Genomic DNA, 26538 nt, shown 5'->3' with positions numbered 1-26538 from the left:
AGGCAAACAAGTCTAATCATCAAAGGCAGAGACACCGATATAAAAGAAAGGGAAACATTTTAGCAGTTGCCGCAGAAACATTAGGAGGGGAAAGAATGTTCAGAAAGCCGTTGTTAGTGCTTCTCGTCTTTGTGATGATGATAGGCACGATGTTTACGACCATACCACCGGCACCAGCCTACGGCGCGGTCAATTTTATTGATTTTACCAATCGGCAATTAAACAGCACGGATGTGAACAATCCGTATGAACACAATTCGTCCCGTATAGACATGGAAGGGACGCTCAACACTGTAGATGGACGCACTCTGTCCTATACGGTGGAACAAATCGTGAACAAGGATACGATGGAAGTAGGGCTGAGTGCCAGTCCGAATAGCGGAATCATTACCCAAGGATCCAAAATCACGGTTTCGGGCGTACAGCTTTTCCCCGGGTTGAACCGAATCACATTTAACGGAACCAGCGGAGGAGCTGCCTATACCCAACATGTATTTGTTCGTTATATTGATGCCCCCTCGCTGTATAATTTGCAGATCACAGGTGGTTCTCAGGAAGTAATCATCAAGGATACCGGTACGACGGTGATCACTCCTAACAATGTGAGCGATCCGAGAAGAGGAACGGTATTTATCAAAGGGAACGCCCCAAACGTCAAACAAGTGACGGTAAATGTCATTGATGTTTCGACCGGTGAAGCGGAGGGGACGACGGCTTCGGTCATGTCCAACTCCAGCTTTTCTACCCAAGGTATCGAACTGCAGCCTGGAAAAAACCTGCTTCAGTTTATCTTGCGGACAGAAGACCAATACACGGAAACGTATCGTACCGTTGTCTACTTTGACGGAAATGTTACATTCTACGACGAAAAACTGGTAAACCCGGCAGCTGCAGGAGCGGAAACGGAAGAGCGCTACCTGCGTAAGTTGGAGCCGTTTTATATTGAGGATGATGACAGCAGCGGGGATGCAAATGGCGAAGCGATCGAGCTGAACGCCAAGGTGATTGTCCCCAATGGTTACACAGTGGAAGAAGAAGGCCTACGCGTGACTGCTGTCTATATGGAGGCAGATGCTACCGGTACATCGGGTGTCGATGCCGATGAGCGCATCGTCATCGAGTTCAACCAGGACGTAGACGGTGGAACGGGTACGGATGACGCTGCTGATATCAACGATATGCTCGGATTTTACTACGTGGCTGGTGGAACGAGCGGAAATGTAGTGGAGATACCAGCTCTGGACGAGCGTAATCCCGACAACAGTGTGCAGACGACCGGTGAATGGGTAGATCCCAGCACGTATGTGATAACACTTGGCGAAGCAGACGTTGAGAAATTTGTCCCATGGGCTTCTACCGACAGCACGACGGCAAATATGCCATTCATCGTGTTTAAGGAAGAACTGGTTGCTGAAGACGACCCAACATTACCGGGGATCAATCCGGCGATTCGCATCGACAACGACGACGCTGACAACGGAGTGCTCCAGCTGACGGAGGACCTGGAGATTGGCGACGTGCTGCTGATTGGCGATGGTGCCGATTCAGCCGCTGCCGTCAATGACGCCAATGCGAACCAGCGTTGGGTGCTGGTAGGCGATGGGCTAAACAGCGGTGATCGGGTGGAGCAGATCTTTGTCGTAGGCAACCCTGATCCTGCGCAACTAATCCCGGAAAACACGCGGATTGTTAAAGCTGTCGATGAGAATAACCCTGCTGTTGATACCGTGGATGAGACAGCGACTACGGTTACCGATACGGCAGCAAACCTGCAAGTTCGGGTGGACAGCACAACCAGCAACAGTGACAACAGCACGACAGTCAGTTTAAAAGTACATGATACGGCGACCGGTACAGATACTGGAGGAATCCCGGCAAATGCTGCTGTCGCCTTCACGGAAGGAGAACTGGTGCGCTTTGTTGACGATCCGGCGGCCCCTGCCGACATCATATATGGCATTGTGGCAGCTGACGCAGCAGGTCCAGCCAGTCAGGTAAAGGTATATGCCACCGAGACCATACAGGCTGATTACGTACTGCAAAAGATCAATTACGCAGGTGTTGCCCCCGGTCCGGGTGTACAGGGCAGCGTAGCACTAGGAGGAGACAAAGGACGCGTCTATGGAAAACAGGCGTTCAGCACGATCGGTGACGTGAATGCCCAACTCTCGCTCAACGTCGGCAGTGATCAAAAAGCTGCTTTGCTGGGTAGTATCCAATCAGGACAACTGCTTGTTGCAGACGGAAAACCGGTCATTGTGGCCGTACCGAAAAATCCGGCAGGCACTGCTTTGACGATTGGTGATACGGCGGCAGGCAGTGAAACTATCTCCACCCTGCCGATTGTAGGGCTGAATGGAGACGCCTTGTCTGATGGAAGCACCGTTACCACAGCGACCACTAGTGCCGGAACCTCCCTTGGTTCGGTGAGCGGCAGCCAACGGGTCGGACTGGACGGCAAACTTTCTCTGGCCATTGGTGGTGCAGGGATCTCCACTGCTGTGACCGGAGGAACGGTGCTGCAGGTAGGCACTCAGTACGCGATCGCCACAGATGACGCACCAGCAGGAGCAACAGCCATTCCTGTTGTGGCTGCGCCAGGCGTAGTTTTGTCCGGTGCAATCTCAACGGTTACAGCATCGGCCGGTACGACCATCGCTTATGTAGCCGATGGGGTAACGCTGAATGGAACCGGCAATCTGCCGTTCTTTGCCGCAGGTTCGTTTGACAGTACAAAGCCTTCGATCATCCGTGCAGAAGTGAATGCTGATGGTGACAGCGGCAACGTAGACGAAGGCGAATCGATCAACGTGATTTTCCAAGATCCGCAAAATCAGCTGCGGAAACAGTCCACCAGCACACTGAGTGGCATCGACACCAGCAAAGTGTTGGTCGAAGGGGTATACGGCAGCGGAACGGATAACCGCGGTATCTTTAGAAATTCCGACCCGCTTGGTATTCAGGGAAGATTGCGCTGGCTGGGTGAGACAAGCGGACACAAGACCCTGCAAATCATCATGGATTCGAGCGGTAAGTCGTTCTTCAACGACTACGGTTATATCTCGCTGCAAGGATCGTATCCGAGAGAGGGCGGCGGAGCCAACGTGAGTGTGGGCAATGTGCCGTTAACCTCTATCAATGAAGCAATGGTGCTGTTGAACGGCAATTTTGACGGCGACGATCGTTCTGCCCAGCCTGATGTGACCAAAATCGTCGGCGGCTACATTCCGGATTATACGGCAACTGTCGTATACAAGGATGAAAATGGCGATGTGCTTGATTCTATTCCCGGAGTGAAGCTGCGGACGATCGCCGGCGAAAGTTACGAGGAAAGCGATCCGTATTTCATCTTTGAAATCAACGAAACATTGTCTACCAGTACGCGCGGCTACCAAACGGAATACTGGGTGAACCTTCTTGCAGACAACCTTACCTTGAACCCAGTAGCAGAACAAGGCACGGCAGACGGTGAACTGCGCTTCTTGTTGGATTTGCCCAACCAACCGTTCTTCCACGAGGTCAACTTCAAGGCTTCTCCAGGAAATGTCAGCAGCATCGGTCAGAGCTGGCTGCTCAATCTGGACAATCTGGCTCGGTTGACGGATGGAACGACATTGTACAATACACCATTTGCTGTTCAGTATGTGGTCATTGATGACGATTCGGCTGATATGAATGGTACGGGTACGACAGGCAGCCTTCCGGACGCGAGCGCCAACTTCGATATGGAAGTGATCGCTACCAGCCTGGCCGGAGACACGGTCAAGCTGCACGAGAATCCTGACAAGTACTTCGTCACATACAATACGAACAAAATGGCTGCTTACTCGATTCAAGATGAAGTAGTCCGTATCGATGGAGTCAATCACGACGTGACGTACATCAACTTCCTGCTGAAAGAGCTGCCGTTTGAAGGAACACAGACGCTTACATTCAAGCTGAAAGTAGATGGTGTGGAGCAGGAGATTAAGCGTACGGTCACGTATGTGGCAGGCACATTTGTCACCTTTGACTCCATGTACGATGGTCAAGTGATCAACATTGATACGACCGAACCAAAGGACGACCTAGTCGAATCAGTCGTGGAGAAGGCACTTGGCGCTCTTGCCGGTGAAATGCGCAATGCAGATCTGTCGAATGATGCCTACTTCGTAAAAGAAGGCGACGATCAACGACTGTTCCTGTATGTCAATAACTTTGAGGTCTCTCTGAAGCGGGAGAGCAGCAGCGCCCCCAATCGCTTTAATGTAAAGACAGCAGGAACCAACTCTACCACCTTTGAACAGATATACGAAGCGCTATTGCCTGGTGAGAACAAGATTATCTTCTATTACAAGTCGGATGGTCCGACGACCAAACAAGAAGATATCTACAAACGGGAACTGGTGATCCGGCTTTCGTCTACTAACGTCCCGGTCATACCGGTACCTGACACGGATATTTACCCGTATCCGGCAAGCTATGAAGAACCGGAGAAAGATTCCAAGCGGTTTAAAGGTTCTGATGGCGCTTATGTGACGGAAGAAAAAGAATTTAACGTATATGGTACGTTTGACTTTATTGACCTGGGCACTTCTCGCCAGTCGGTACAGACGAAGTTGAGTGCGTTGGGTGACGATGCAGAGAACTATATCCTGCAAATCGAACGTACTGATACAAAAACCACCTGGACGTGGAACCTGACCAATGAGTTTTCTTTGGTAAACAGCAGTACCGTTTTTAACAACAATGACGACATCGAAGATCTGCAAGTGATGTACGATACGGAAGACGAGACGTTCTCCTTCATCATCGAAGATCAGGACATGCCAAAGGACGGCAACAAGGCGATCTTTACCTTTAAGGTGTACAACTCCGGCAAGTCCGGTCCTTACGCCAGCTACACACTGGAGATCTCGCCTAGAAACTTGCCGTATACGATCCTCAGACCGGTGGTTCAGGAACGGAACGGATCGATCAACCGCAACTACGTGGAAGTGATTATCGAAGCTGTTGGTGCAGAGCAGGTCATCATCAACGACATTGAAGCGGAAATGATCGACTTCGACGAAGACAATGATGGTGACACTGATTACAAGGATGTGTTCCGCGCCATCGTGATGGATCTGAAACCGAACAAGAGCAACACGATAGAGTTTACGATCATCAACGGGGACGATGAAACAGAGGGTGAATTCGAGATCATGTTCGCGCAGGATCTCATCCCCGGAGCCCAGATGATGGAGCCGATGGACAGCGGCCACAAAGTGTTTGACGATGCTCTAGAACTGGACTTCCCGAAAGACACATATGTGCGCCGGATGGATCCGAAGAGCCCCAACTTGTACAAGACTCAGGTATACGCTGACCATTCCATCCTGTTTGGCATCGCAAACCCGGTGGATGGCGTCGTAAACCGGTACGACTACGAGGAATGGCCGAACAGCTTTGAGGCCAGCATCGAACGAAGCGAAGCTCTGCTGCAGGGGTCGTTTGACTACAACTTTAAGCCGATCAGTCCTCTGTACTGGATTGACGCCGGTATGGCCGACGATGACGACACCTCGGAATACGATGATGTGAAGCACGGCTTCCTGCCTCATCAAATGCCGTCATCGGGATTGCCGGACTTCGACGAGCGACGCGCTGACCTGATGGTTGTTCCGACCAAACGGGGGGAACTGACGCTCAAGTTCGACGAAAATGTCGTGACGGATGCGTCCGCATGGGTAACCGTGTTCCGCTTTGATCCGGAAGATTATACCTGGACTAACGTTGGCGGAGTCGTCAATTCCAAGAATGCAGAGATCACGGTCAACTTCGACCGATTTGGTTATTACGTGGTCGGCAAACTGTCGCACACGTTTAATGACCTAGTCTCACACCCTTATGCACGCAACCATTCGGAAGCGATGTACGTAAAAGGGGTCATGAAACCGGTAGAAATCGACGAATTCGGCCCGGATCAAAACATTACCCGAGGTGAGTTTGCCGCCATGGTGGTTCGTGCCCTCGGAGTACCGCTTAATTTCGACCCGGAAAAACTTAACTTTAATGACGTGCCGCTGTACTACGATGCGGATGACCTGTGGGATTACCGCTATATCGAAACAGCTGCCAACATGGGTATTCTACGAGGCACATCGGCACAAACCTTTGAGCCAAACGCACCTATCACACGTGAGGATGCATCGGTCATCATCGCCCGCGCGTTGGAGTTGAAAATGGAGACCAATGCGAAAAAGATTGAGAAAGACCTGCAAAAACTCTTCAAGGACTATAACTTGATTTCGCCATACAGCCGTTCGGCAGTATTGGCAATAGCCAAGGCAGGATACGTCAAAGGGGCACCTGTTGATGAGAGTGATCCCAAACAGGGATATGTGTTTGAGCCACAAGCCAACCTGCTGCGTGGGGATGCAGCGATCATCATGGCCAACATTATGGCGGATGAGAAGAAACTGCCGGAACTGCAAGCCGTGCGCTAGAGCAGGCAGGCAAATAAGGAAAAAAGCTGAAGGGCCGCGAGCCCATCAGCTTTTTTTGCTGCTTTCTTAATCTATGGAGAGGAATGTATGGTTAGTATCAATAAGCCAACTACTTGGGGTCGTCCGGGCCATCCTCTACCAGTGCATCCAGGTCCACATGGAGGTGATGACCCAGTGCAAAGATTTCCCGATCATGCCTCCAGAGGATTTTCTGACTGTACTGGTTGTCCGCTTGCAGCCTCTTCACTGTAGTTTCAAGCCGATCGATGCGTGTATTCGTTTCTTGCAGATAGGAATTGTTTTGCCCGACCATCTTGATCAGGGACGCACACATCTCCTCGGTACGCTTCGTCTGCCCTTCAATTCGATCAAGGCGTGACTCAACCCTCTCGAACCGCTGGTCCATTTGTTCAAGTCTGTGATCAATCTGTTCAAACCTCTGGTCAATCTGCTCAAACCTTTGATCAATCTCCTCAAACCGCTTGTCGATCTGTTCAAACCTCTGATCGATCTGCTCAAACCTCTGATCAATCTGGTCAAACTTTTTGCCGAACTGCTCCCCCATCTGCTCGATCTTCGCAAATAGATCGTCCAGCGACTTCCCCATCATTTGACCTCCCCTTATCCTCCAGATCCTCTTATATAATGGTAAGACAAGACAAGGGATGTCGCAAAGAAAATCTCACTGCGCTTTGCCACTGCCCGGAAATATCGCGTCATCCTTTCTACGCTTCCTCCCCAACCTCTTCAATCGGTACCTCGACGTACTCCTTCTCCTCAAGAAGTATCTCGGCCTGTCCATTGGTCAGATCAGTCATGCGCTCTACAAATCCATCCTCTTCTCCGGCCGGAATCAGTACTTGGACCGCTACCGTATCTGTATAGGAAGTGTCCACCACGCGATGATCGCCCACCCGCAGCTCGTTTTCCACCTTGCCCCACCAGTGATAGTCTACCGTCACGGTGATGCGCACGTGCAGAATATGAGCCACGATCCTCGCGCCCTGCAGCGCGGCCACGGTACCGGCTGTGTAGGCTCTCACCAGTCCGCCCGCTCCCAGCTTGATCCCGCCAAAATAACGGGTCACGACGACCACGGTATCTTTGAGTCCGTTTTTCTTGATGCACTCCAAGATTGGCTTGCCTGCCGTCCCGCTCGGCTCCCCGTCGTCGCTGGAGCGCTGAATCTGATCGTGCTCACCGATCACAAAAGCGGAGCAGTTATGCGTCGCATCCCAATGTTTCTTTTTGATCATCGCAATGAACGCGGTCGCTTCCTCCTCTGTCGTCGCTCGCTGCGCGTAACCGATAAAACGCGAACGTTCAATCACGATCTCCTGTTCCCCATAGCCTGCGACTGTCTTGTACTGCTGTATCACGCAAACATCACCTCATGAGACAGCATAGCCCAGTTTTCCACCTTGATGCAATTGGCTGAAATCAAATCTGTCACTAAAACGTAATAATAGACAGGTTCTATGCCGTCATCAAATCAACCGAGGAGGGATACACATAGAGAGTGTGGAAAAATACGGATCAGATGAAAACTTTCTAACAATCGGACAACCTGACATCAATCCGACTCAAGGCTGTGGTATAGTCAGGTGAGGAGCGGTATGATAAGCCTTGTGAGAAAATAAAACGGTAAACTGAAAAGATGAGACCGAAAAGGAGTGTACCAGATGAACTTTCCATATTCCAAGTCGAAGTGGCTGAGCCTTTCACTGGCAGCGTTGGTGCTGACATCTACGGCTGCTGCAGCGGCTGAGTCCACCGCAATCCCCAATCAGCCATCTGCTGAGTCGGCTCAGCAAGCAAAGCCCGAGGCGAAAGAGCAAGTCAACCAAAACGAACTGACGGTTGATACGGCAATCGAGATGGCTTTGAAAAACAACCCAGACTTAAAGGCTCTTAAGCTTGATGTGGAGAATGCCAACATTAACTACAGGATGGTGGATTCTCAACTAGATGACCTCTCTTCAGAATTCATCAACTCACTGGAGACCGCCCAGCAAAAATACGTAAATGAAGCAAAAGCGGAAATGGCCAAAAAGGTGAATGAGCTCACGTATCAGGCGACCGAGAATAAGATCAAACTTGGTGCGCAACAAGCTTACTACGAACTGCTGCATGCGCAAAATGAACTAGCGCTGAAAGAACAAAGCCTAAAGCGTTCAGAGGCACAGCTCAAGGTGGCAAAAGCAGCCTTTGACGTGGGAACAAGAGCAAAAACCGATGTGCTCCAGGCGGAGGCAGGCGTAGCTAGTGCCGAGGCAGCTCTGGCTGTGGCGAAAAGCGACGTTGAAGTGGCCCGCATGAAGCTCAATCAGTTTATCGGTTCCGATCTGTCCAAGAAGTGGGACCTTACTTCCACAGACTTATCAATCGAGAAGAAGCAGATCGACCTGGAAGAATCGATTGCCAAGGCACAAGAGCAAAGAGTAGAAGTAAAGCAAAAAGAGGAAGAGATCAAGGTGGCGCAACTAAATCTGGAGTTGATCGATAAGTATGCGTATCTCGGTACCTATCAAGGCCGGATCAGTACCAGAGATAAGGAGAAGGCCCAGATCCAACTGGAGCAGACAAAGCAGGACATCGCTGTTGAAGTCTCTCAGGCCTACTACAATCTGGATTCAGCGTTAACGGCGATCAATGCCTATAAAAAAGCAAAAGAGTCTGCGGCAGAAAATTATCGACTGACCAATCTGCGCTATGAGACTGGTCTTGCGACAACGCTGGAAGTGATCCAGGCTGAAGAAGAGCTGTCCAATCGCGAGAACCAATACCAGCAGGCTGTACACAATTACAACCTGGCTCTGGTTTCGTTTGAAAACGCGCTGGGCAACTAGTCGTAAAAATGGAAAAAGGTTGGCGATGACAATCCATCTCGCCTCCCCTATAATACGAATTGTGAGGCTGGAAAACCGTACAGATTACGGCAAATCCTCGTCTCGCAAAGATTTAAAAATTTTTTCTCCAAGGCACCGCAACTTTTCAATGGATGAAGCGTTTAATAGAATGTCACACACAAAATGGGGAATTTGTGTAAAAAAGAATTCACGAACTCTAGCACTTATGATACACTAGGGATTGTTGTATTTTACGCAAACGTGAGATTTACTGAAAGATTTAATCTGTTGCGAAAAAATCCACGATCCTGCGAAGGGAGGTGAAACGCGCTTGCAGGATTCGGGCTTTAAAAAGAAAGATACAAAAGAAATAATTCCCCAAAGACAATCTCTTTATACTAGAGGAGGAGAACCTAAGGTTATGAAAAAGGTTGTTAACAGCGTATTGGCAAGTGCACTGGCACTGTCTGTAGCTCCTATGGCAGTAAGTGCTGCTGAAGATGACACTCAAATCGATTCCAAGCTGCAAAACACGATCGACCGTTTGCAAGCTCTTGAGCTGGTTACCGGTGACGACAAAGGTCAACTGAACCTGGAAAACCCGATCACCCGCGCTGAGTTCGCTACTCTGGTTGTTCGTGCTCGCGGTCTGGCTAGCGGTGTACCGCTCGCAAAATATCAAACCAAGTACAGCGACATCCTGGTGTCCGACTGGTACTCCGGTTGGATTAACGTAGCGTCCGGTGAAGGCCTTGTAAAAGGTTACCCGAACAACACGTTTGGTCCGAACAACAACGTTACTTATGCCGAAGCAGCTACCATGCTCGTTCGCGCACTGGGTTACGAGCCGTCTGTAAGCCAAGCTGGATGGCCGAACAACTTCATCGCGAAAGCAGCTGAGCTGGGCATCTCCGACAACGTACAAATCGATCCTAACAAGCCTGCTACTCGTGCTGACGTATTCATGATGCTCGACAACTCTCTGGACATCGACCTCATGAAACAAGTTACTTACGGTTCGCAGATCGAGTACAAAGCTGTTCCGGGAACCAGCCTGGTTGAGGACTACCTCAACGTAATCGTATACGACATGGACTGGTATACAGAGGATGACCTGGACAACGAGTACGATGCTGACGACCTTCCGTTCGTAACCGGCGTACCGGCTGTTGAACTGGGCGACCTGGAAGAGGATGAAATCACGCTGGCTTCTGGTTTCTCTGGCGGTCTGAAAGGTACCTACAAGGTATCCAACGGCATCAACCCGAACGAGTTCGCTGGCCAACACGTACAAGTGTGGGTGAAGGAAAGCAGCAACGTAATCGTTTGGATGGAACCTTCTGAAGATGAAGAAGTTCTCAACACCACTTTCGACGCCTTCTCCTTTGATGGAGATGACCTCGATGGTGACAACTACGACGATGACAACGTTGACCTCGATGACGAGGATGAAATCCGCGTAGAGCTGGGCGGACGCAAATACGAGTTCGCTGACAACGCTGCATTCGTCTACAACTATCAAAAAATTGACGACATGCAGGAGTTCATCGAAACCGTCATCGAAAACTCTGATGTAGATGGCATGCAAACCAAAGCCGTGCTGAACGGCCAAGGTCAAATCAACTACATCCACATCGTCGACGATGTACAAGGTGACCAAGAGTCCGACTATAAATTCGGTTCTGAAGTTGTCAAAGAAATCGACGCTGAGGATCTGAGTCTTGAGTTCTTCGATGGCGATGACCTCGACTTCGAAGATCTGGAAGAAGGTACTGACTTCATCGTCCTGCGCAACGGTGAGCGTGCAACGTTTGGTGACCTGAAACCGCTCGACGTTGTGAACGTGTACTATGCAGGTGGCGACGAAGACAAGCGCATCGTCGTAGCAACCAGCAAAACAGTTGAGGGTACGGTTGAGAAAGTTACCATCAAGAGCGACACTGACAACCGTCTGGTCATCAACGGTGAAACCTACCGCATGAGAGGCGACGTAACCATCTCTGACGATGACAACGAGACTGCAGAAGTTGCAAACGATGACGATATTCGTGATCTGTACGATGACGAGGTAACCCTCTACCTCGACTCCAGCGGCCGTGTACGCCACATCTTGGTAGGCGAAGGCAATGACAACACCGTCAAAGCTGTCGTAACCAAAGATGCTTACTACGATCCAGGCCGCGACGAGCTGACTTTTGAAGTGGTTGACGAGAAAGGTGTCAGTGGCAAAAAAGTTGTCATTACTGATGCTGACGATATCTCCTTCGAAAACGATGATGACGATATCGACTCCGACAACCTGAAAGACTACGTTGACGTATTCAATGTAGTGAGCAGCAAAAAACCTGTCTTCGTTGAGCTGGAACTGGACGACGAAGGTGATGTAGAGTCTGTTGAGGTTCTTGACTCCGACGACCTGCAGCACATGGATGCTGACACATTCGGAGACGAGTCCGAAGAAGATACGCTTGATGGTGACGACATCACTGACAGCACCGTTGTCTTCGATCTGACTGGCGACCTGAAAAAATCGGGTGACCGTGACGAGATCGACGATGCAGACACCACCAAGTGGAGCTACGTCGAAGGTGACGATCACGAAGTATACTACATCACTGAAGATGGCGATGTAGAGTACGTATTCGTTATCTCCAACTCCATTACTTCCGAAGGTACCTTCGGTTACGTGAAAGAGTTCAGCAAGAGCACTGACGATACGGCTATCATCATCAACGAAGATGGTGAAGAAAAAGAATACAAGCTGGACGGCGACTATGAAGATGCAAGAAAAGAATTCGCTGACAGCGACCTGATCTACTTCGAGCTGAACGGTGACGATGAAATCGACCTCGACAGCGTAGAAGTGATCGCAACTCTCGATGACGATTTCCTCGACGGAGATGGTTATGAGATCAACAAAAACTACTCCCAAGTTGACGACGTTGTAGTTGGCCGTGTGGTTGACTTCGATAAGAGCGAAGTTGAATTGGAAGTAGCTACTGGAAACGACTTCGATGAGAAGACCTTCCAACTGTCTAATGCGGTAATCGTATTCGACGACGAAAAAGTTCGCGACGCTGACGAAGACGATCTGGTCATCCTCGTCGACACCGACGACAACAGCGACAAGTACGACTTCGTACTGGTACTGGATGAACCAGCAGACGAGTACAGCCGCGCTGAAGTCGAAGAGTTCCTGAAGCAAGTTGCTCAATCTGGTGAAGAGCCTGGCGGCGACGACCTGATTAAAGAAGAGGACGTTGAAGCCAAAGGTGTAGCACTGGCTGGTGCTTACTTCTACACAGTTGAGGCACCTGCTGGTACCGTTGACAAGGATGCCGTTGTCGAAGTAACCCTTGGCGGTCAAACCAAAACTGCTGAAGTGAACAGCGACGGTTCCTTCGGTCCGCTGGAATTCGCTACCGAAGATAAGGCAACCAAGGCTACGATCAACGTAACTCTTGGCGATAAAGAAGACGAAGAGGAAATCAGCGTAAGCGTTGCTGAGTAATATACTCTTCAATCTAGTGTGATTGATTTGGGAATCTCATAGTAGGTACTCTCGGGGGCACCCCCGAGGGTATCCCTACATAGAAGCCCCCAATCTTTGAAAGCATGATATTGTTGTTGGAGAGAAGCAATCAGCATAGATACAGACCATCACGATGTTTCTCTTCTTCATAAAAAGATTCCTATCAACTATCTGGAGGGGTAGTACGTGAAGAACAAGAAGTTGGTACTCTCTGTATTATCAACGGCTGTAGTAAGCAGCATCGCTTCCTCCGCTTACGCTGCACCAAGTGGCGGTTTCTACATCGGCGGAGAGGTTGACAAATACTACACCATTAGCGCTTTCGTTAACGACAGCACAACAGCTACCGGCGAAATCGTGGACGCTTCGTTTGACAACGTCGTCTACGTACATGAAGATGGCCAAGCAGCATCTCTGAAGGAAATTGTAGATCAACAATCTCTCTTCGATGCCCTGCGTCAAGCTACCGAAAACGACTTCGAAGGAATCTACACAGATGCTGTAACTGGTGAAGATGTTGATCCGATTTCTCAACTTGATCCGGTAGATCCTGGTGAACTGACTGTTGAGAGTGTAAGTGCTATTAACGCAACTCAAGTTGAGGTTGTATTTAGTGTAGAAGTCGATAAAACAACCGCTGAAGATTTAACAACTCTTCCTGGGGATACAACTTCTAGTTACACTGTAGATGGTACTAAGTTGGATACCACTAACGTAACTGCGGAGCTCCAGGATGATAAAAAGACTGTTATTTTAACCTTTAACACATCTCAAGATGGAACCTCTCAAACTTTCGAAATTGCAGGCGTTAAGTCCGCCGACAAGAGTCAAACACTGGCCAAGTCCACTCATGTAGTGTCTTTCGATGATACGGTTGCACCAGAAGTAACGGAAGCTACTATTAAGTCAAATGGTGATTTGGAAATCACTTTCTCCGAACCGCTTGATGCTGTTGATCCGATTGTTCGCGTTAATGGCAATCCAGTTACAGTTCAAGCTGTAGGAGCCGGTGATACCACTGTTACTGTTCTTCAAGCTGATCTTCCGACTTTGACGAAAGGATCAACTGCAACATTATACGTAGCAGGTGCTAAGGACGTTGCAGGTAATGAAATGGCTCTCTACAATGGATCCTTCGAAGTTCCGGACGACGCAGTGGCGCCAGAAATTGATTCAATTGAACAAATTGCCCAAAATGCTATCCGAGTCCAATTCAGTGAGCCGTTAGGTGGAACTGAATTGGAAGATGGAGATATTAAAGTACTTATTGGCTCTACAGTTTACTATGATGGTGATGCTTACGCTACGGCTACCACTGTTAATAAAAACACAACTGTAGATCCAACTGGTAAAACCTATGACGTTGAGTTTGATCTTGGTGGTGAAGGACCTAACGAGTACGGTATTTATCCTAACAGCACCGCTTCTAGTGCAACTGTGACTCTTTTGATTGATGCTGATGCTGTTGAAGATGCCACGGGGAATGGTATTGAAGCAGTATCTCAAAGTTTTACCTTTACTCGCGATGCTGAAGGACCAGCGTTTGATTCGGCTGAAGTAAGCTCCAATAAGCAGGCGATTGAAGTAACATTTGACGAGATGATCAAAGATGGTGCTGATGTTGATGAGACCAAGATCATTGTTACAAACGAAGATGGTGTAAGGTTCAGTTTAGTTGCAGCAGAGACAGACCGTAAGGGTGCTGCTGGTGGAGATGAAAAAGTCCTTGTTCTAGACTTTGTCACCGGGGGAACAGAGATGACTAACGGTACTTACACTCTTCAATTCAAAGAAGGTGCCGTAGTTGACTCGTTGGGTAACAAAAACGCTGCATTTACTACAGAAGTAACAGTGGGTGACTCTACCGACAACGAGAAACCTACAGTTGCATTAGATGGAGCAAGTAGCGAGAACGTCTTTGTAGTAGATTTTGGTGAGAAAGTAACTGCAAGTGCATTGGATCTGAGCAATTACAAACTCGATGGACAGTCCCTACCTGATGGTACTGACATTTACTTTAATTCTTCCTCTAAGGATATGGTCACTATTGAACTTCCTGAGGGTTCTGTAAATATTGGAACAGTAGGTCTTGGAACAGACGCCGTTCTTACTGTGGCCAATGTAGCAGACGAAGCTGGGAATGTAGCTGACACTACTAATTTGACTGTGACCATTTCTGACAACACAGCAGCTGAATTGCAATCTGCTGAGTTGGTTGGTGACATCCTTGTACTAACCTTTAATGAGGACCTGGACGCAGCATTCACTGCTGCTGACCTCTCCGCTGTGTTAGCCGAGATGGACATCGAAGCCGGATCTACTGCTCTTGAAGATGGTGCTACAGACGCTGTATCATCGGACGTTGAAAATAACAAGTTGATCCTGACCATTACCGGTGGAGATTCTAACTGGGACACAATCAAAGCAGCTGATACAGTTACAGTGACTACTAAAGCTGGAACTTTGACTGACGCTAATGGCTACGGTGTAGCTGAAGGTGTAGAAGTTACTGTTCAATAGTCAACCGAAACGCAACTTCATAAGCCATCCCTAGGATGAGCGAAAGAAGTGGAGAAAAACCCCCATAGTGCAGACATTAGTCGGCTATGGGGGTTTTCTCTAACTGTTCCGTTGAATCGACAGGTGCAATTCCTGTTCAGGACAACAGCGTAAATGCAATGAATAATAAATAAGGAACAATGAAAACGTGTAATGTCTGACATCGGGCGCTATTCACTATTCATTGTTTCCCTGTTCATTGCATTAGTCCTGTGCCTAATCTCCTGCATCCAGAGAGGCGCTATCCACGCCGAAGGGGTGAAGTCAGGTAAAGTCGTACTCGCTAGAGGCGGGGCTCCTTAAAAGGTGGCTATGGTTAGGCAGACGAACCCATGACGATCCAGGGTGAGGTAGTGGGTGTCGTGATCCGATGCTAGCAGTTCGGCATCCATCCCTGCATGTGCGATCATGCAGCGGCGATCAGCACAATTGGGCTGTTAAACTGGTCGTTCTCATACCTGAATAGTGGGAACCTACGGTCATCAAAAGAAGGGATAGACGGAACGGGACGTTTGAAGTTTTGCCGGAGGAGATGGGATAGCGTCAACGATCCCGGCAGAATGGCGGCGGGTTCGTAGTAGTGAAGAGGGTCTGCCGTTGGTACCGCGATGGCAACATGGCGGGAGGGGAAAACAGACCGGAGCGAAGGGACCCAGTCAGCGATAAGATGTGATGTTACAACGGGCGCAACAGTTTGATACAAGACCGATCAGGATTGCTGATACCTTGGTATTGGCAGTCCTATTGGTCTTTTCTTCCGTTTGTAGAGCTCTTTGCATGAAAGTAAAGGGATTTTTACCCATAGAGGAGCTAGGGTATGGTATGATGGCACTGCCCGTTGTACGTTACACCGCTTATCGTTGATGGCACGCCGTGTGCGCTGAAAGGCGCCCGCACGGTGTAGGCCTGACCGAAAACCACAAAACGGATGTGGTTAGGCGGGAATAGCAAAGAAGGAGGATATACGCCTCCACCACCACCACCCGAAGCATCGGGACTGACCGTTTCCACAATGGATGATCGATCAAATGAGACCCATACCATCGTGCAAGTAGATTCGGGAGCAGATCCCGGCAATAAGTTTGTTTATAAGACGAGTGCAACGACACTTCCGGCACCAAGAGTAGGCGATAGACTGACGAGCTGGACAGATCTGCCTGGTGATGGCAGTATCGCTGCGGTAGATGGGCATGATGTCTATGTTGCCGAAGTCAATGCCGCGACGAATGCGGTAGTCAAGTTTGGCTCAGCAACAGCGGTAGTGTTACCCCACCTTGCTCCTTCTATTGCTGAACCAATCGATGGTCAGACCGCGATAATAGGTCCAAAGACAATCCGAACAACCTGGAAACAATACAATATTGGAGGTGGAGATAAAAAAGTAGATTTGTCGGCAGTGTTTGAAGATGAGAATGGTGATGTATTAACCTATAGTGCTGTTTCAGATGACGATACCATTGCATCGGTCACCATCACCGGAGACGAGTTGATCATTCATCCGATCGTACCTGGGGACGTTACAGTGCGCGTAACGGCAAAAGATCCTACCCATTTGAGTGTAGATACTTCTTTTTCCGTAACGGTATCAGGAGCGGATCTGGAAGGTCTTGATTTAAGCAACGCCAATCTAAAAGGAGTAAATCTGTCCTACGCAAACGTGAAAAAGGCCGATCTGAGCTATGCTGAATTGAAAGGCGCCAATCTAAGCCATGCTGATTTAAGTCAGACTGAATTAACCTTCGCGGATTTTAGCAATGCAGACCTTTCCAACGCTAATCTGAATCAGAGTGAAGCTGGATACGGTGTATTCTATGAGGCTGATGTGTCAAATGCAACCTTTCGGGATGCTTTTCTGGCATTTGCAGATTTTCGTAATGCCAATCGAAGCGGTACCGATTTTACAGGAGCCGATACTGCTTTTGTTGAATGGTAGGAGCCTAAACCTCTAGTTTTGGTTTCCTGCTTGAGAGTTTAGGAGTGTTTGGGAGATCCAAGGGGATAGCGGTGATTCCCCTGCCATGGGAGTGAGAGGGGTTACTGTGTCCAGGTAGTCGAGAGAAGGGTCTGACGTCGAGAGACGGTTAGACCCTTTTTTGCTGTGTCTATGTCTAGGTTGAGCTATCCCCCATACCTCTCCAAAAACTCCTCCACCGCCTTGTTTACCACATCTTTTACCGTGAACCCGGTATTATTCACAAAACCCGACAATCGTTCCGACAGCTGCGCTTGAAACTGTACCGTCTTGGTTACTGCCGGTCCCCTGTACCGTTTCATATGGAGTGGTGGGGCTCCATCTGTAACCATGTTTAGCAGCTTGTCCTTGTTTCGCAGGATCTCCTGTAAGCCGTGCAGCAGTTCTGGCGGTAAAACTGCCGGTGTTGCAGGCTTCTTCTCCACTGATTTTGGGAACGAGACAACGTTGTTATCTTTTGATTCCTGCGACTCTTGCAAGAAATTGCTTGCTTCTTTCAATGGATTGCCAGTTTCAAGTTGCTGTTGATTGCTTCCTTGCCATTCATTGCTTACCGGCAATGTCTGGCTATCCATTTCACTTTTTTGCAAATTGCTTGTTGCTTGGTCAAGTAAAAGAGCTTGCTGGTTAACGCTCTTGGATGATTCTCCGTTTTTCACCGGATCAGGTACATAGTTCTTCACCGTCCAATCCCATCGGTATCCGTGTCGGCGCATGTAGCCGCTAACGCCGCCTTTTCCTTTGTACCCAAGCAGGTCGGCGATTTCTTCCGGTGAATGCCCTTCTTGAAACAACTCAATGATTACCTGGACACGTTCGTTCGTTTCCACACTTTAATCTCCTTTCTATGAGAGTTTTTCTAATGCCTCTCGCAGATGCTCCGGCGTGGTATGAGTGTAGATGGATGTGGCCCGCGGTGAAGCATGGCCAAGCAGTTTCCCGATCCGCAGCAAATCGATGTCAACTGCAAATGAAAATTCCCCATTATCTGCACTTGAATTTTCCCCATATTAGGCAATAGGTTTGTTTGAATAATGCCCCCCGAGGGGGGCTGGCGGCGGGAAAATTCCGTTCATTCGGTTTTATCTTCAATTGTCTCTGGTCGAAAGAAACCAGCTTTTTTCTTCTCCTTTATGCGATAACTTTCTCCTTTAATGTTGATGGTGTGGGAGTGATGCAATAATCGATCAAGGATGGCGGTGGCAAGTACCGTATCTCCAAATATCTCTCCCCACGAACCATAAGACTTGTTCGAGGTAAGAATAATCGAACCAGATTCATAACGCTCCGAAACGATTTGAAAGAAAAAATGAGCTGCCGTTTCATCCATCTTGCGATAGCCGATTTCATCAATGATCAGTACATTCGGCTTAATAAAAGCCCGCATTTTTTGTTTGATACTATTGTTTTGATGGGCAATCTGAAGTGTCTGAACCAAATCGTGAGCAGTTGTAAAGTAAACTGTCAAACCTTGCTTAATGGCTTCCAGAGCCAATGCAACAGACAAGTGGGTCTTTCCGACTCCTGGCGGACCCAGCAAAATGAGATTCTCCTGTTGGTGCACAAACCGGAGGGTTGCCAAATCACGAATCCGTCTTTCATCTACGGAAGGCTGGAAACTGAAATCGAATTGCTCTAATGTTTTATGGTAGGGTAAATGAGCCAATCGTGTCTTCATTCGAATAAATCGATCCCTCTTGGCCTTGATTTCCTCTTGCAAAAGCTTGTCCAAGAACTCCAAATACGATATATTCTGAGCAGCAGCTTCTTCTGCGTGGTGGTGAATAATTTCCGGGATTCGTACCCATCCCATTTGCGAAAAGGCTTCTTCTAAACGGGACTGGAGCATCATTGTACGATCACCTCCTCGTCAGCAAACTGCTCGTAGACTGATAAATCACGTTCCACCACTTCAGGGCTTGGATTTGAAACCAGACGCGGCATAGGTTGGGGAGCCTTCACGCGACTTTGGGTTTGAATCCCCTCGAAGTGTTTTTTATTGGTTACGACTTGTTTGGAACGAACTGCTTTTTGATGTTCAGCGATAATCGTGTTGCCCTGATAGATCCGGATATGACCATTCTGGAGATCTTGTACCTGTACCGTATGACCAATATAGGTATAGGGTACAGAATACCTGCTTCCTCCGTAAGAAACGAGCAAATCGTTGGATACTCTTCGAGTATGCCGTTCTACTTCTTCGAACGGAACCGGGTTAAGCGGCTTCAACTGTTCATGTTTCCATCGATCTACCGGCTTTTCATGTGTGGTGCCGTGAATCCGTACATTGGCTACCGTATCCAACCAATGGCGTACTTGTTGATTCAAGTCACTCAGGCTGGTAAACGACTGTACGCGAGGCCAAAAATTCTTTCGCACATAGCCAACACCATTTTCTACTTTCCCTTTTGTTCGTGCACGGTAGGGGGCACAACGCCGGAGGGTAAAGCCGTGATGACTTGCAAACTGAGAAAAACGTTCATTCCACAATACATGGCCTTGGTCGTCGTAACCTGCAATGACGGTTTTCATATTGTCGTACAAGCATGTATCCGGTCTGCCTCCAAAGTATTGCATGGCACGTAAGTGACAGCCGATGAGGGTATCCAGCCGTTCGTTCTCCGTAAATTCCACATACAACATTCTCGAGTATCCCAAAACCATGACAAAGGCGTATAGTCGTTTATATCCACCATTCCATTCCACTTTGAAATGTCCCCAGTCTACTTGCGCTTGCTTACCAGGTGTGGTTTCATAACGGATCGTTGCCTTGGAGGTAACGACGGGGCGCAATGGTTCCATGAAGGAACGAAGGAGTCTAATTTGTCCTGAGTATCCCTGGGCTCTAATTTCATCAAACAAGACAACAGCATTTAAGCAGCCTTCTTCCATTCTCGCTTTGATATAGGGTTTAAATGGATCGAGGATGCTTGCTTTTTTGACGGTTCGCTGGTATTTCGAAGGTTCATCTCTCTTCAGCCACTTACGGATTGTTTTTCGATCCCTCCCTAATTCGTTCGCAATTTGCGTGGTACTCATTCCTCTTTGTTTCATGTCTTTAATCAAGTAAAACTCCCCATTCTTTAGCATATTTCTCTCCTCCAGGGAGAGATTTTCTGCCGAAAGTGGGGAATTTTCAAGTGCCGTTATTGAGGATTTTAACAGTGCCGTTCACATCGACTCCGTGATCCTTGTAAAGTGAAGTAGCGAAGGAGTGACGGAGGACGTGCGGTGTTACCTTTTTGGAGATACCAGCTGCGGCAGTTGCCTTATGCAGTATGGCCCGGATGTAGCCGGTCGTCATTTTTGTGCCCGTTTTCTTGGTGATGAAGAAATGCGGATCGCAGCCGGATGGTCTGATGTTTTCCAGGTATTCCTGGAGGATCGGGGCCAACTCCGGGTGCAGCGGGATTATTAGAATACCTAGCTGTTACTGGTGAAGTCGTTAATTTATGAGAAGTAGGAGACATCCCCCAAGAGGCAGAGACATAGACTTCTCAATGAAGGTTTTTCATCGGGCTCATCGAGTTGATCAAGGGGGAAAGGAATTGAACTATTTCTTGGGTACGTTCGTGTTTTTGTTACCCGGTCTGATGGCATATTTCTGGCTGCAAGTGTTTGGGCTCACTCCCCCGGTGAAACATACCACATCAGAAGTGGCGGGAATCTCAGCGCTGCTGTGGCTTCCGATCAGCTTTACTTCCCTTTGCCTGCTCAACCTATGGTCGCTGATGGGTGAGTACGTTCCACTGCTTGCTGTCAAGCGTGTATGGACGGTAGATGAGCTGATGCAGGCCACGGGCGACATCCGTTACCTCCTGCTCTTTGTGGCGGTTAGCGCATGGGTCAGTTTTGGATTATGTGTAGTGTGGAGTACGTTTTTGGCATCCCGTCTGGAAAAGCTGATCAACAAGGTGCGTTACCGGAGAGGCCTTGCTGATTTATCGAGTCGATCGACGGTGTGGGACGAGATCTTTTCCACGCAGGAGCCGCAGGTAGTGGAAATCAGCAAACTGGATAAGCCTGAAGAAAAACAGATTGGTTCCATCATTCATGTCTCCCGACCATTTGAGCCGGAACGAGTGCTGGTCTTAGACGGCATCAGGCTCTGGACACAGGTGGTTGCCAAATATCGTCCAGAGCCTGAAAAGGTTTTTGTCGATATCAAAGCGGGGATTGCGATAAAAGTCTTCAACAGTGATGTAATGCTGGAGCACGCCCTCCGGGAGTTAAACACTACTTCTTCTGATTTTGTGACTGTTGCTGAGCGATCGTCGTGAGGGAAGGCTTGTTTTGGGATTTGGCGATGTTGGTTAAAGAACCCTTGTTTTGGCTAGACGTTTCGGGTCCTGTCGCAGATGGTTTTTTTGAATCACTCACGGTACTCCCTCCTTTCCTTGGTTATTAAAATCTCTATTCGATTTCTACCCTTATGAGGCAGGTTCCTTTCATTTAGGAAATAATCTCTGCTTGCCAGGCGGTGGGCGGCTGTTGGCGTATTGTCCATTTTATGCGTCTTTTCGTTGTCAGTCCATGTTTCATGTAGTAAACTAGGGATGTAAATAGCAGCAGCCGTATAAACTAAGAAAGACCGCAGGTGTTGGCGCACCTACGGTCTGTACAATAGACGTTCCCCATAAGGGGGCGGCTCATTACTCAATGCGAAATAGACCGCCGAGCTACCAACTCAAGGGCGGTCTATTTCCTTTTAGGAAAAGACAGTATGGCGACGACCAACATGCCGAATGCAAGCATCAGGCTGAGTGCTTCATATACTGTCAAGTCTCTCACCCCCTCCCATTATGGGATAGAGAGTGAGCCGACCACCCTTGAGGAGCCGATTCTATTGTACAGGGGGATTATACCACCGTTTTGAAGTGCTGGGTATACATGAATATGAGTACCATCAGGACTAGGTGGCACTTACCAAAAGCTTGTGGTAAAATAGCTTGTACAAGCATAAGCTAAAAAGACCGCAGGTGTTGGGAACACCTACGGCCTTGTACAATAGCCGCCCTCAAAGGCGTCGGCTCAGGGTATTGCATTGTAGACCTCCTGGCTTCGCAGGCTCAAGGGAGGTCTACTACTTAAAGGCGATCTACCAACTCCGGGTTTCGCAACCGCAGCAGGAGCAATAGGCAAGGCACCGGGAGTCTTTTCCCGTTATTTTCAAATCAATTTTCTTTTTCGTTTTTCGTAAGAAAGGGGCGAGCGACATGAGTGAGGAGCGGTTGGAGCGGTTAGAGGTCATGATGACTGACTTGATCGGGAAGGTTGGAAAGTTGATCGAAGGGCAATCTCGGATGGAGGAACGCTTGGAGAGGTTAGAGAAACGGCATGATCGTTTGGAAGAATCTCAGTATCGTTTGGAGGCTGAAATACAGAAAGTTGGACAACGTGTGGAACGCTTAGAATCGAAGTTTGACCGTGTTCATCAGCGGCTTGCTCTCCACTCTGAGCGCATTGAGGAGCTTGAAGTAGATGTTTCGATTTTGCGCGATCGCCTGCGAGGGTGATACCGGGAATACTCCCGGTATTTTCTTTGGGGAGATGTGGAGTGAGTGTATCTTTCTATCGACCAGATTAGGTGGCACTTACCAAAAGCTTGTGGTAAAATAGCTTGTACAAGCATATGCTAAAAAGACCGCAGGTGCTGCGAACACCTACGGTCTGTACAATAGACGTTCCCCTACAAGGGGGCGGCTCAGCAAAACATCAGTGGTCACGGAAATGACCGCCTGGCTGCCACAGCTCAAGGGCGGTCATTTCTCTTGGTCAAGGCAATGACGATTGTGACGATTAAGCTCAGCAGGCCGATCAGAAATCCGCCGAACTGGAGCATGAGTGTCATCGTTTCGTGCGTGATTGCCACGTCTCTCACCCCCTTCCCTGATGGGATAGAGAGTGAGCCGACCACCCTTGAGGAGCCGATTCTATTGTACTGAGGAAGATTATACCACGAAATAAGGCGGAGCGGCGCACTTGTGTTGACAGTCCAGACAAGGGTTTACATTCCGGACATTCAACCTCGGCAGGGCTGTCATTTCGTTATAATAGGGTCAAGGACCAGCAGCCAAGGGTCACCCAAGCCCATCAACCACTCGGACGAAACGGGTGGTTTTTTTTGTTGGTTGTTCCCCGTCTGTTTGGTGTGACGTCACCCCGCCGATTCGGTACAATGCCGCCAACGATGGAAAAACAGGAGGGAACGATGGAATTGTATCGCGTACATGTGGACATGCCGAGACGGTGGCTGTCGAGTTACGGATGGATGATTCTCGGAGCTGCGGAATTCGTGTCCAGTTTAATGGTCGGCATGCTATTGATCCTCTTCGGGCTGTTTCTGATTGGCATTCCGTTGCTTCTCTTCGGCGTATGGGGCGCTATCGGGACATGGAAGAAGGCTCGCAAGTGCTCCCGGTTTGCTTGTCAACGTTGCGGCAAACGGTTGGTGGTTTATCGTTACCACTACGAAGTCCGTTGCCCGCGTTGCCGAGCTGATCACGATATCGAGTGGCCAGATGAAGGGCACCTGTAACATGCACCCGCAACCGGGTGTTTTTTCATTTGAGAGGAGGTGAACGTCGTTGGCAACGATTACAGCCACGTTCGTCGCACGCAATCGGATTACACCCGAACTGGTTCGCATGCAGCGCGAGATTCGGGAACTGCGTCGTGGCCTTGGTGGCTTTGAGCGAGAGACTCGCCAGATGGACCACTCGTTGGAGCGGGCTGCCCAGGACGCCATTCAGGATATGGAGCGAATGCAGCGGGAGATCAACGAATTACGCGCCGATCTTCGCCGCCTCAACGGGACGGATGCGCGGCCCACGGTCCAGATTGACGACCAAGCCAGCGATCAGATCGCTGGAATCCGAGAACAGTTGGTGCGGCTGAGTACACTGGCAGGCGGGATCGCCATCGGGATGGGAATAGGCGACATCAAAGGAGAGATTGACGATATCTACCGGCAGCGGATGCTCTATGCCGCCAAGGGTCGGACCGATGAAGAGATGACGACCTATGATCAGCGCTCTCGGGATCTGGTCCGGATCAACCCCTACGCTTCGCGTGGCGAACAAATGGCGTTGTTGCGTGCATCCTCCAAGTATTTCGGAGAGAACGGAAACGACTACGCATCGGTTGCTTCCAAACTGCACATCACCAGCGATCTGGACCAAACCGACGCACTGACCGCGATGGCTGCGATGAGGGCTGCCTTTGATGTGGACGATGCCGAACGATTGGGGAATGTTGTCCTGCACATGCAGCAGAGTGCAAAAGATCTGCGAGGTGAGCTGATCGACTCCTTGGTGGAGTACAGCATTCAGACCAGCAAGTTCCTGGACTCCCCCGAGAAGATGGCGGCCTTGGTCGAGGAAATGGGCAAGATGGGCGTTTGGTCGCTGGATAAAAGTTTCGATGCCTTAAAGGAAACCACCTTGAAACTGGCCAACCAGGGCGATCTGGCCAACGTCTTGAAAACCGGTTACGAAACCCAAGGGATGGACGCAAAAGATGCGCAGGAGAAAGCGGAGACAGAAGCGGCTTTGTTGCGGGAGTTGCTGAGTTCCGGGAATCAAGCGGATGCGCAGCACGCAATGGGCCGGTTGATGATTGACCTGTCGACGATCCGAGATCGCAACGCCCAGCAGCAGGTGCTGAACGAACTGGGCAGCGGCCCCGGAGAAGACATGGGCAAGGATTTCCGTCCATTGCTGGAGGCGGCTGGGCGGCTTGCTACGGGAGAGGTGACGCCAACGATCAGAGACCGACTCAATCCGGCTTATCAGGCGGCAACCGGAGGCAATCCGTTGTTTGCGTACACCCAAGCGCAAAATGAAGCGAAACAGGCGCTGTTGGACTTCTCTGCCTTGATTGCCCAAGATGTGGCGCCGGTGCTCTCTGGTTTGGCCCGATCCGTTCAATGGGCGCTGGATGGATTTCGCCAGATGCCGGATTGGGCCCGATGGGGGACGGAGCTGGTGGCAGCTGGTACCGCATTGGGCGTAGGAGCCAAGGTCCTTCTCAACACGCTCTCTTCCCGCCGACAGGCTACCGCAGCCCAGGAGAGGGCGGCAGAAGCGCAGGAGCGTGCCGCAAGGGAGTTGGAGCAAGCAGCTAAGAACTACGGCCGGAAAAGTCAGGGGATGTGTTGCTGCTGTGAGGAGGGCGGCGGGAATCGAAGGCGGCGACGCAGCGGTCGGCGTCGGTTACGCAGAGGCAGGCTGGGCGGGGCAGGCCAACGGTTTGTGGGCAGACGCCGGATGACGACTGTTTCACCTGCGCCACCGGACACAGGCGGGACCCGAAGCGGCAGCAGTCAGGGACTGCGAGGCCGTCTGGGAGCCGGTCTCGACCGGATCAAGGATGCGGGAGGCAGGTTGTGGAACGGTGCGAAAGAGCTGCTGAACTTCGGAGGAGAGAGCGGCGGGATGTGGAACAAGCTGAAAACCTTTGGCGGCGGTCTGGTGCGGAAGCTCCCCTGGATCGGAGCCGCCATCGGCGTGGGCCAGATCGCGACCGCGGACAACAAATGGGAGGCAGCCGGACGAGTCGGTTCCGAAACGATTGGAGCGCTGGGAGGAGCCGTAGCAGGGGCGGCCATGGGTTCCATCGTACCGGGTATCGGGACAGCGATTGGGGGTGCCATTGGAGGAACCATCGGGGCGTTTGGCGGCGGTGCCATCTTTGATAAAGTGAAAGCCTGGTGGAATGGCACACCAGAGAAGCCACCGAAGCCGCCGAAACCGCCTAGACCGCCGGAAGAAGTGTTGAAAGACGTGGGCGGCATCTTGAAGGATGCTGCCGCGAAGACGACGTTTGGCGGCGTCGCGACAGCGTTGGCTCCCCTCGGTGAAAAGATTTGGGCGGGGATGAAAAAGAAAATGGAGGAGAACGCAAATGCCCAGGCGCAAGGTGTGAAACCGGCTGGGGTGCCCGTTGTATCTCCGACCAAGCCCAAAGAGGAGAAACCCAAGCTGGCGTCTCTGACCGTTCAACAGATGCCGATCACCCTGCAGGCAGACGGTATCCTCCAGGATGTCGCGGGTCTTTTGCGGCTCTTGCGCGATCCCAAGGTCAGCAACGAGGTGAAGAACATGGTGGAGAAGTTTCTGGTTGATGCCATCGAAACGGCGGGCGGCGCCACCACATAGG

17 protein-coding genes are annotated in these 26538 nt (G+C 49.9%); 9 read left to right on the top strand and 8 right to left on the bottom strand.

Going from position 1 to position 26538, the window contains the following annotated elements; all coding sequences use genetic code 11:
* The first annotated feature begins 95 nt into the window (after positions 1–95).
* Positions 96–6467: an S-layer homology domain-containing protein gene (locus LOK74_RS19160; RefSeq protein WP_230043594.1), complete on the top strand. Its 6372-nt coding sequence runs from the start codon at positions 96–98 to the stop codon at positions 6465–6467.
* Positions 6468–6576: 109 nt separating this feature from the next.
* Here the strand turns inward: LOK74_RS19160 and LOK74_RS19155 are convergent, their stop codons facing one another.
* Both LOK74_RS19155 and LOK74_RS19150 read right to left on the bottom strand, forming a co-directional pair.
* Positions 6577–7074, bottom strand: a complete 498-nt coding sequence (locus LOK74_RS19155; protein ID WP_230043593.1) for a hypothetical protein — start codon at positions 7072–7074, stop codon at positions 6577–6579.
* A gap of 118 nt (positions 7075–7192) precedes the next feature.
* On the bottom strand, positions 7193–7846 hold the full coding sequence (locus tag LOK74_RS19150) for a YigZ family protein (protein ID WP_230043592.1): 654 nt from the start codon (positions 7844–7846) through the stop codon (positions 7193–7195).
* A 303-nt stretch (positions 7847–8149) separates the two neighbouring features.
* On the opposite strand from LOK74_RS19150, the gene LOK74_RS19145 reads away from it, so the two are divergent.
* The 4 genes from LOK74_RS19145 (at position 8150) to LOK74_RS19130 (ending at position 17340) form a co-directional block, all read left to right on the top strand.
* Entirely contained in the window at positions 8150–9316 is a 1167-nt protein-coding gene (locus LOK74_RS19145; protein ID WP_230043591.1) for a TolC family protein, read from the top strand.
* Positions 9317–9794: 478 nt separating this feature from the next.
* Positions 9795–12827: an S-layer homology domain-containing protein gene (locus tag LOK74_RS19140; RefSeq protein WP_230043590.1), complete on the top strand. Its 3033-nt coding sequence runs from the start codon at positions 9795–9797 to the stop codon at positions 12825–12827.
* A 207-nt stretch (positions 12828–13034) separates the two neighbouring features.
* Entirely contained in the window at positions 13035–15368 is a 2334-nt protein-coding gene (locus LOK74_RS19135; protein ID WP_230043589.1) for a hypothetical protein, read from the top strand.
* Between the two features lie 1084 nt (positions 15369–16452).
* On the top strand, positions 16453–17340 hold the full coding sequence (locus LOK74_RS19130; RefSeq protein ID WP_230043588.1) for a pentapeptide repeat-containing protein: 888 nt from the start codon (positions 16453–16455) through the stop codon (positions 17338–17340).
* A 185-nt stretch (positions 17341–17525) separates the two neighbouring features.
* On the opposite strand, the gene LOK74_RS19125 is transcribed toward LOK74_RS19130, so the two are convergent.
* From LOK74_RS19125 to LOK74_RS19110, 4 genes are all read right to left on the bottom strand, one after another.
* Positions 17526–18209, bottom strand: coding sequence for a helix-turn-helix domain-containing protein (locus LOK74_RS19125; protein ID WP_230043587.1), 684 nt, complete (start codon positions 18207–18209; stop codon positions 17526–17528).
* Between the two features lie 242 nt (positions 18210–18451).
* A complete protein-coding gene (istB, locus tag LOK74_RS19120; RefSeq protein ID WP_230042330.1) occupies positions 18452–19231 on the bottom strand; it encodes an IS21-like element helper ATPase IstB in 780 nt (259 codons plus the stop codon).
* Positions 19228–20469 carry an IS21 family transposase gene (gene istA / locus LOK74_RS19115; protein WP_230042329.1) on the bottom strand — a complete coding sequence of 414 codons (1242 nt, stop codon included), beginning with the start codon at positions 20467–20469 and terminating at the stop codon, positions 19228–19230. Before istA ends, istB begins: the two co-directional genes overlap by 4 nt.
* A 46-nt stretch (positions 20470–20515) precedes the next feature.
* Entirely contained in the window at positions 20516–20773 is a 258-nt protein-coding gene (locus LOK74_RS19110; RefSeq protein ID WP_230043586.1) for a tyrosine-type recombinase/integrase, read from the bottom strand.
* Positions 20774–20927: 154 nt separating this feature from the next.
* Here LOK74_RS19110 and LOK74_RS19105 point away from each other — a divergent pair, with 154 nt between their 5' ends.
* Complete coding sequence (locus tag LOK74_RS19105) at positions 20928–21659, top strand: hypothetical protein (protein WP_230043585.1); 732 nt, start codon at positions 20928–20930, stop codon at positions 21657–21659.
* Positions 21660–22077: 418 nt separating this feature from the next.
* Here the strand turns inward: LOK74_RS19105 and LOK74_RS24430 are convergent, their stop codons facing one another.
* Complete coding sequence (locus tag LOK74_RS24430; RefSeq protein ID WP_420908802.1) at positions 22078–22134, bottom strand: putative holin-like toxin; 57 nt, start codon at positions 22132–22134, stop codon at positions 22078–22080.
* Positions 22135–22595: 461 nt separating this feature from the next.
* On the opposite strand from LOK74_RS24430, the gene LOK74_RS19100 reads away from it, so the two are divergent.
* A complete protein-coding gene (locus LOK74_RS19100) occupies positions 22596–22895 on the top strand; it encodes a hypothetical protein (RefSeq protein ID WP_230043584.1) in 300 nt (99 codons plus the stop codon).
* Positions 22896–23131: 236 nt separating this feature from the next.
* Here LOK74_RS19100 and LOK74_RS19095 read toward each other — a convergent pair whose 3' ends face one another.
* A complete protein-coding gene (locus LOK74_RS19095; RefSeq protein ID WP_230043583.1) occupies positions 23132–23251 on the bottom strand; it encodes a putative holin-like toxin in 120 nt (39 codons plus the stop codon).
* A gap of 339 nt (positions 23252–23590) precedes the next feature.
* Between LOK74_RS19095 and LOK74_RS19090 the strand changes: the two genes are divergently transcribed.
* Together LOK74_RS19090 and LOK74_RS19085 are read left to right on the top strand one after the other, a co-directional pair.
* Positions 23591–23917 (top strand): hypothetical protein, encoded by a 327-nt coding sequence (locus LOK74_RS19090; protein WP_230043582.1) that lies wholly within the window; start codon positions 23591–23593, stop codon positions 23915–23917.
* Between the two features lie 49 nt (positions 23918–23966).
* Positions 23967–26537 carry a phage tail tape measure protein gene (locus LOK74_RS19085; RefSeq protein WP_230043581.1) on the top strand — a complete coding sequence of 857 codons (2571 nt, stop codon included), beginning with the start codon at positions 23967–23969 and terminating at the stop codon, positions 26535–26537.
* Position 26538: the final 1 nt, after the last annotated feature.

This window comes from Brevibacillus humidisoli, from assembly GCF_020923435.1.
Classification (GTDB): domain Bacteria; phylum Bacillota; class Bacilli; order Brevibacillales; family Brevibacillaceae; genus Brevibacillus_E; species Brevibacillus_E humidisoli.
Note: the sequence above shows the minus strand (reverse complement) of the source record. Positions and strands in the feature narration are given on the sequence as shown.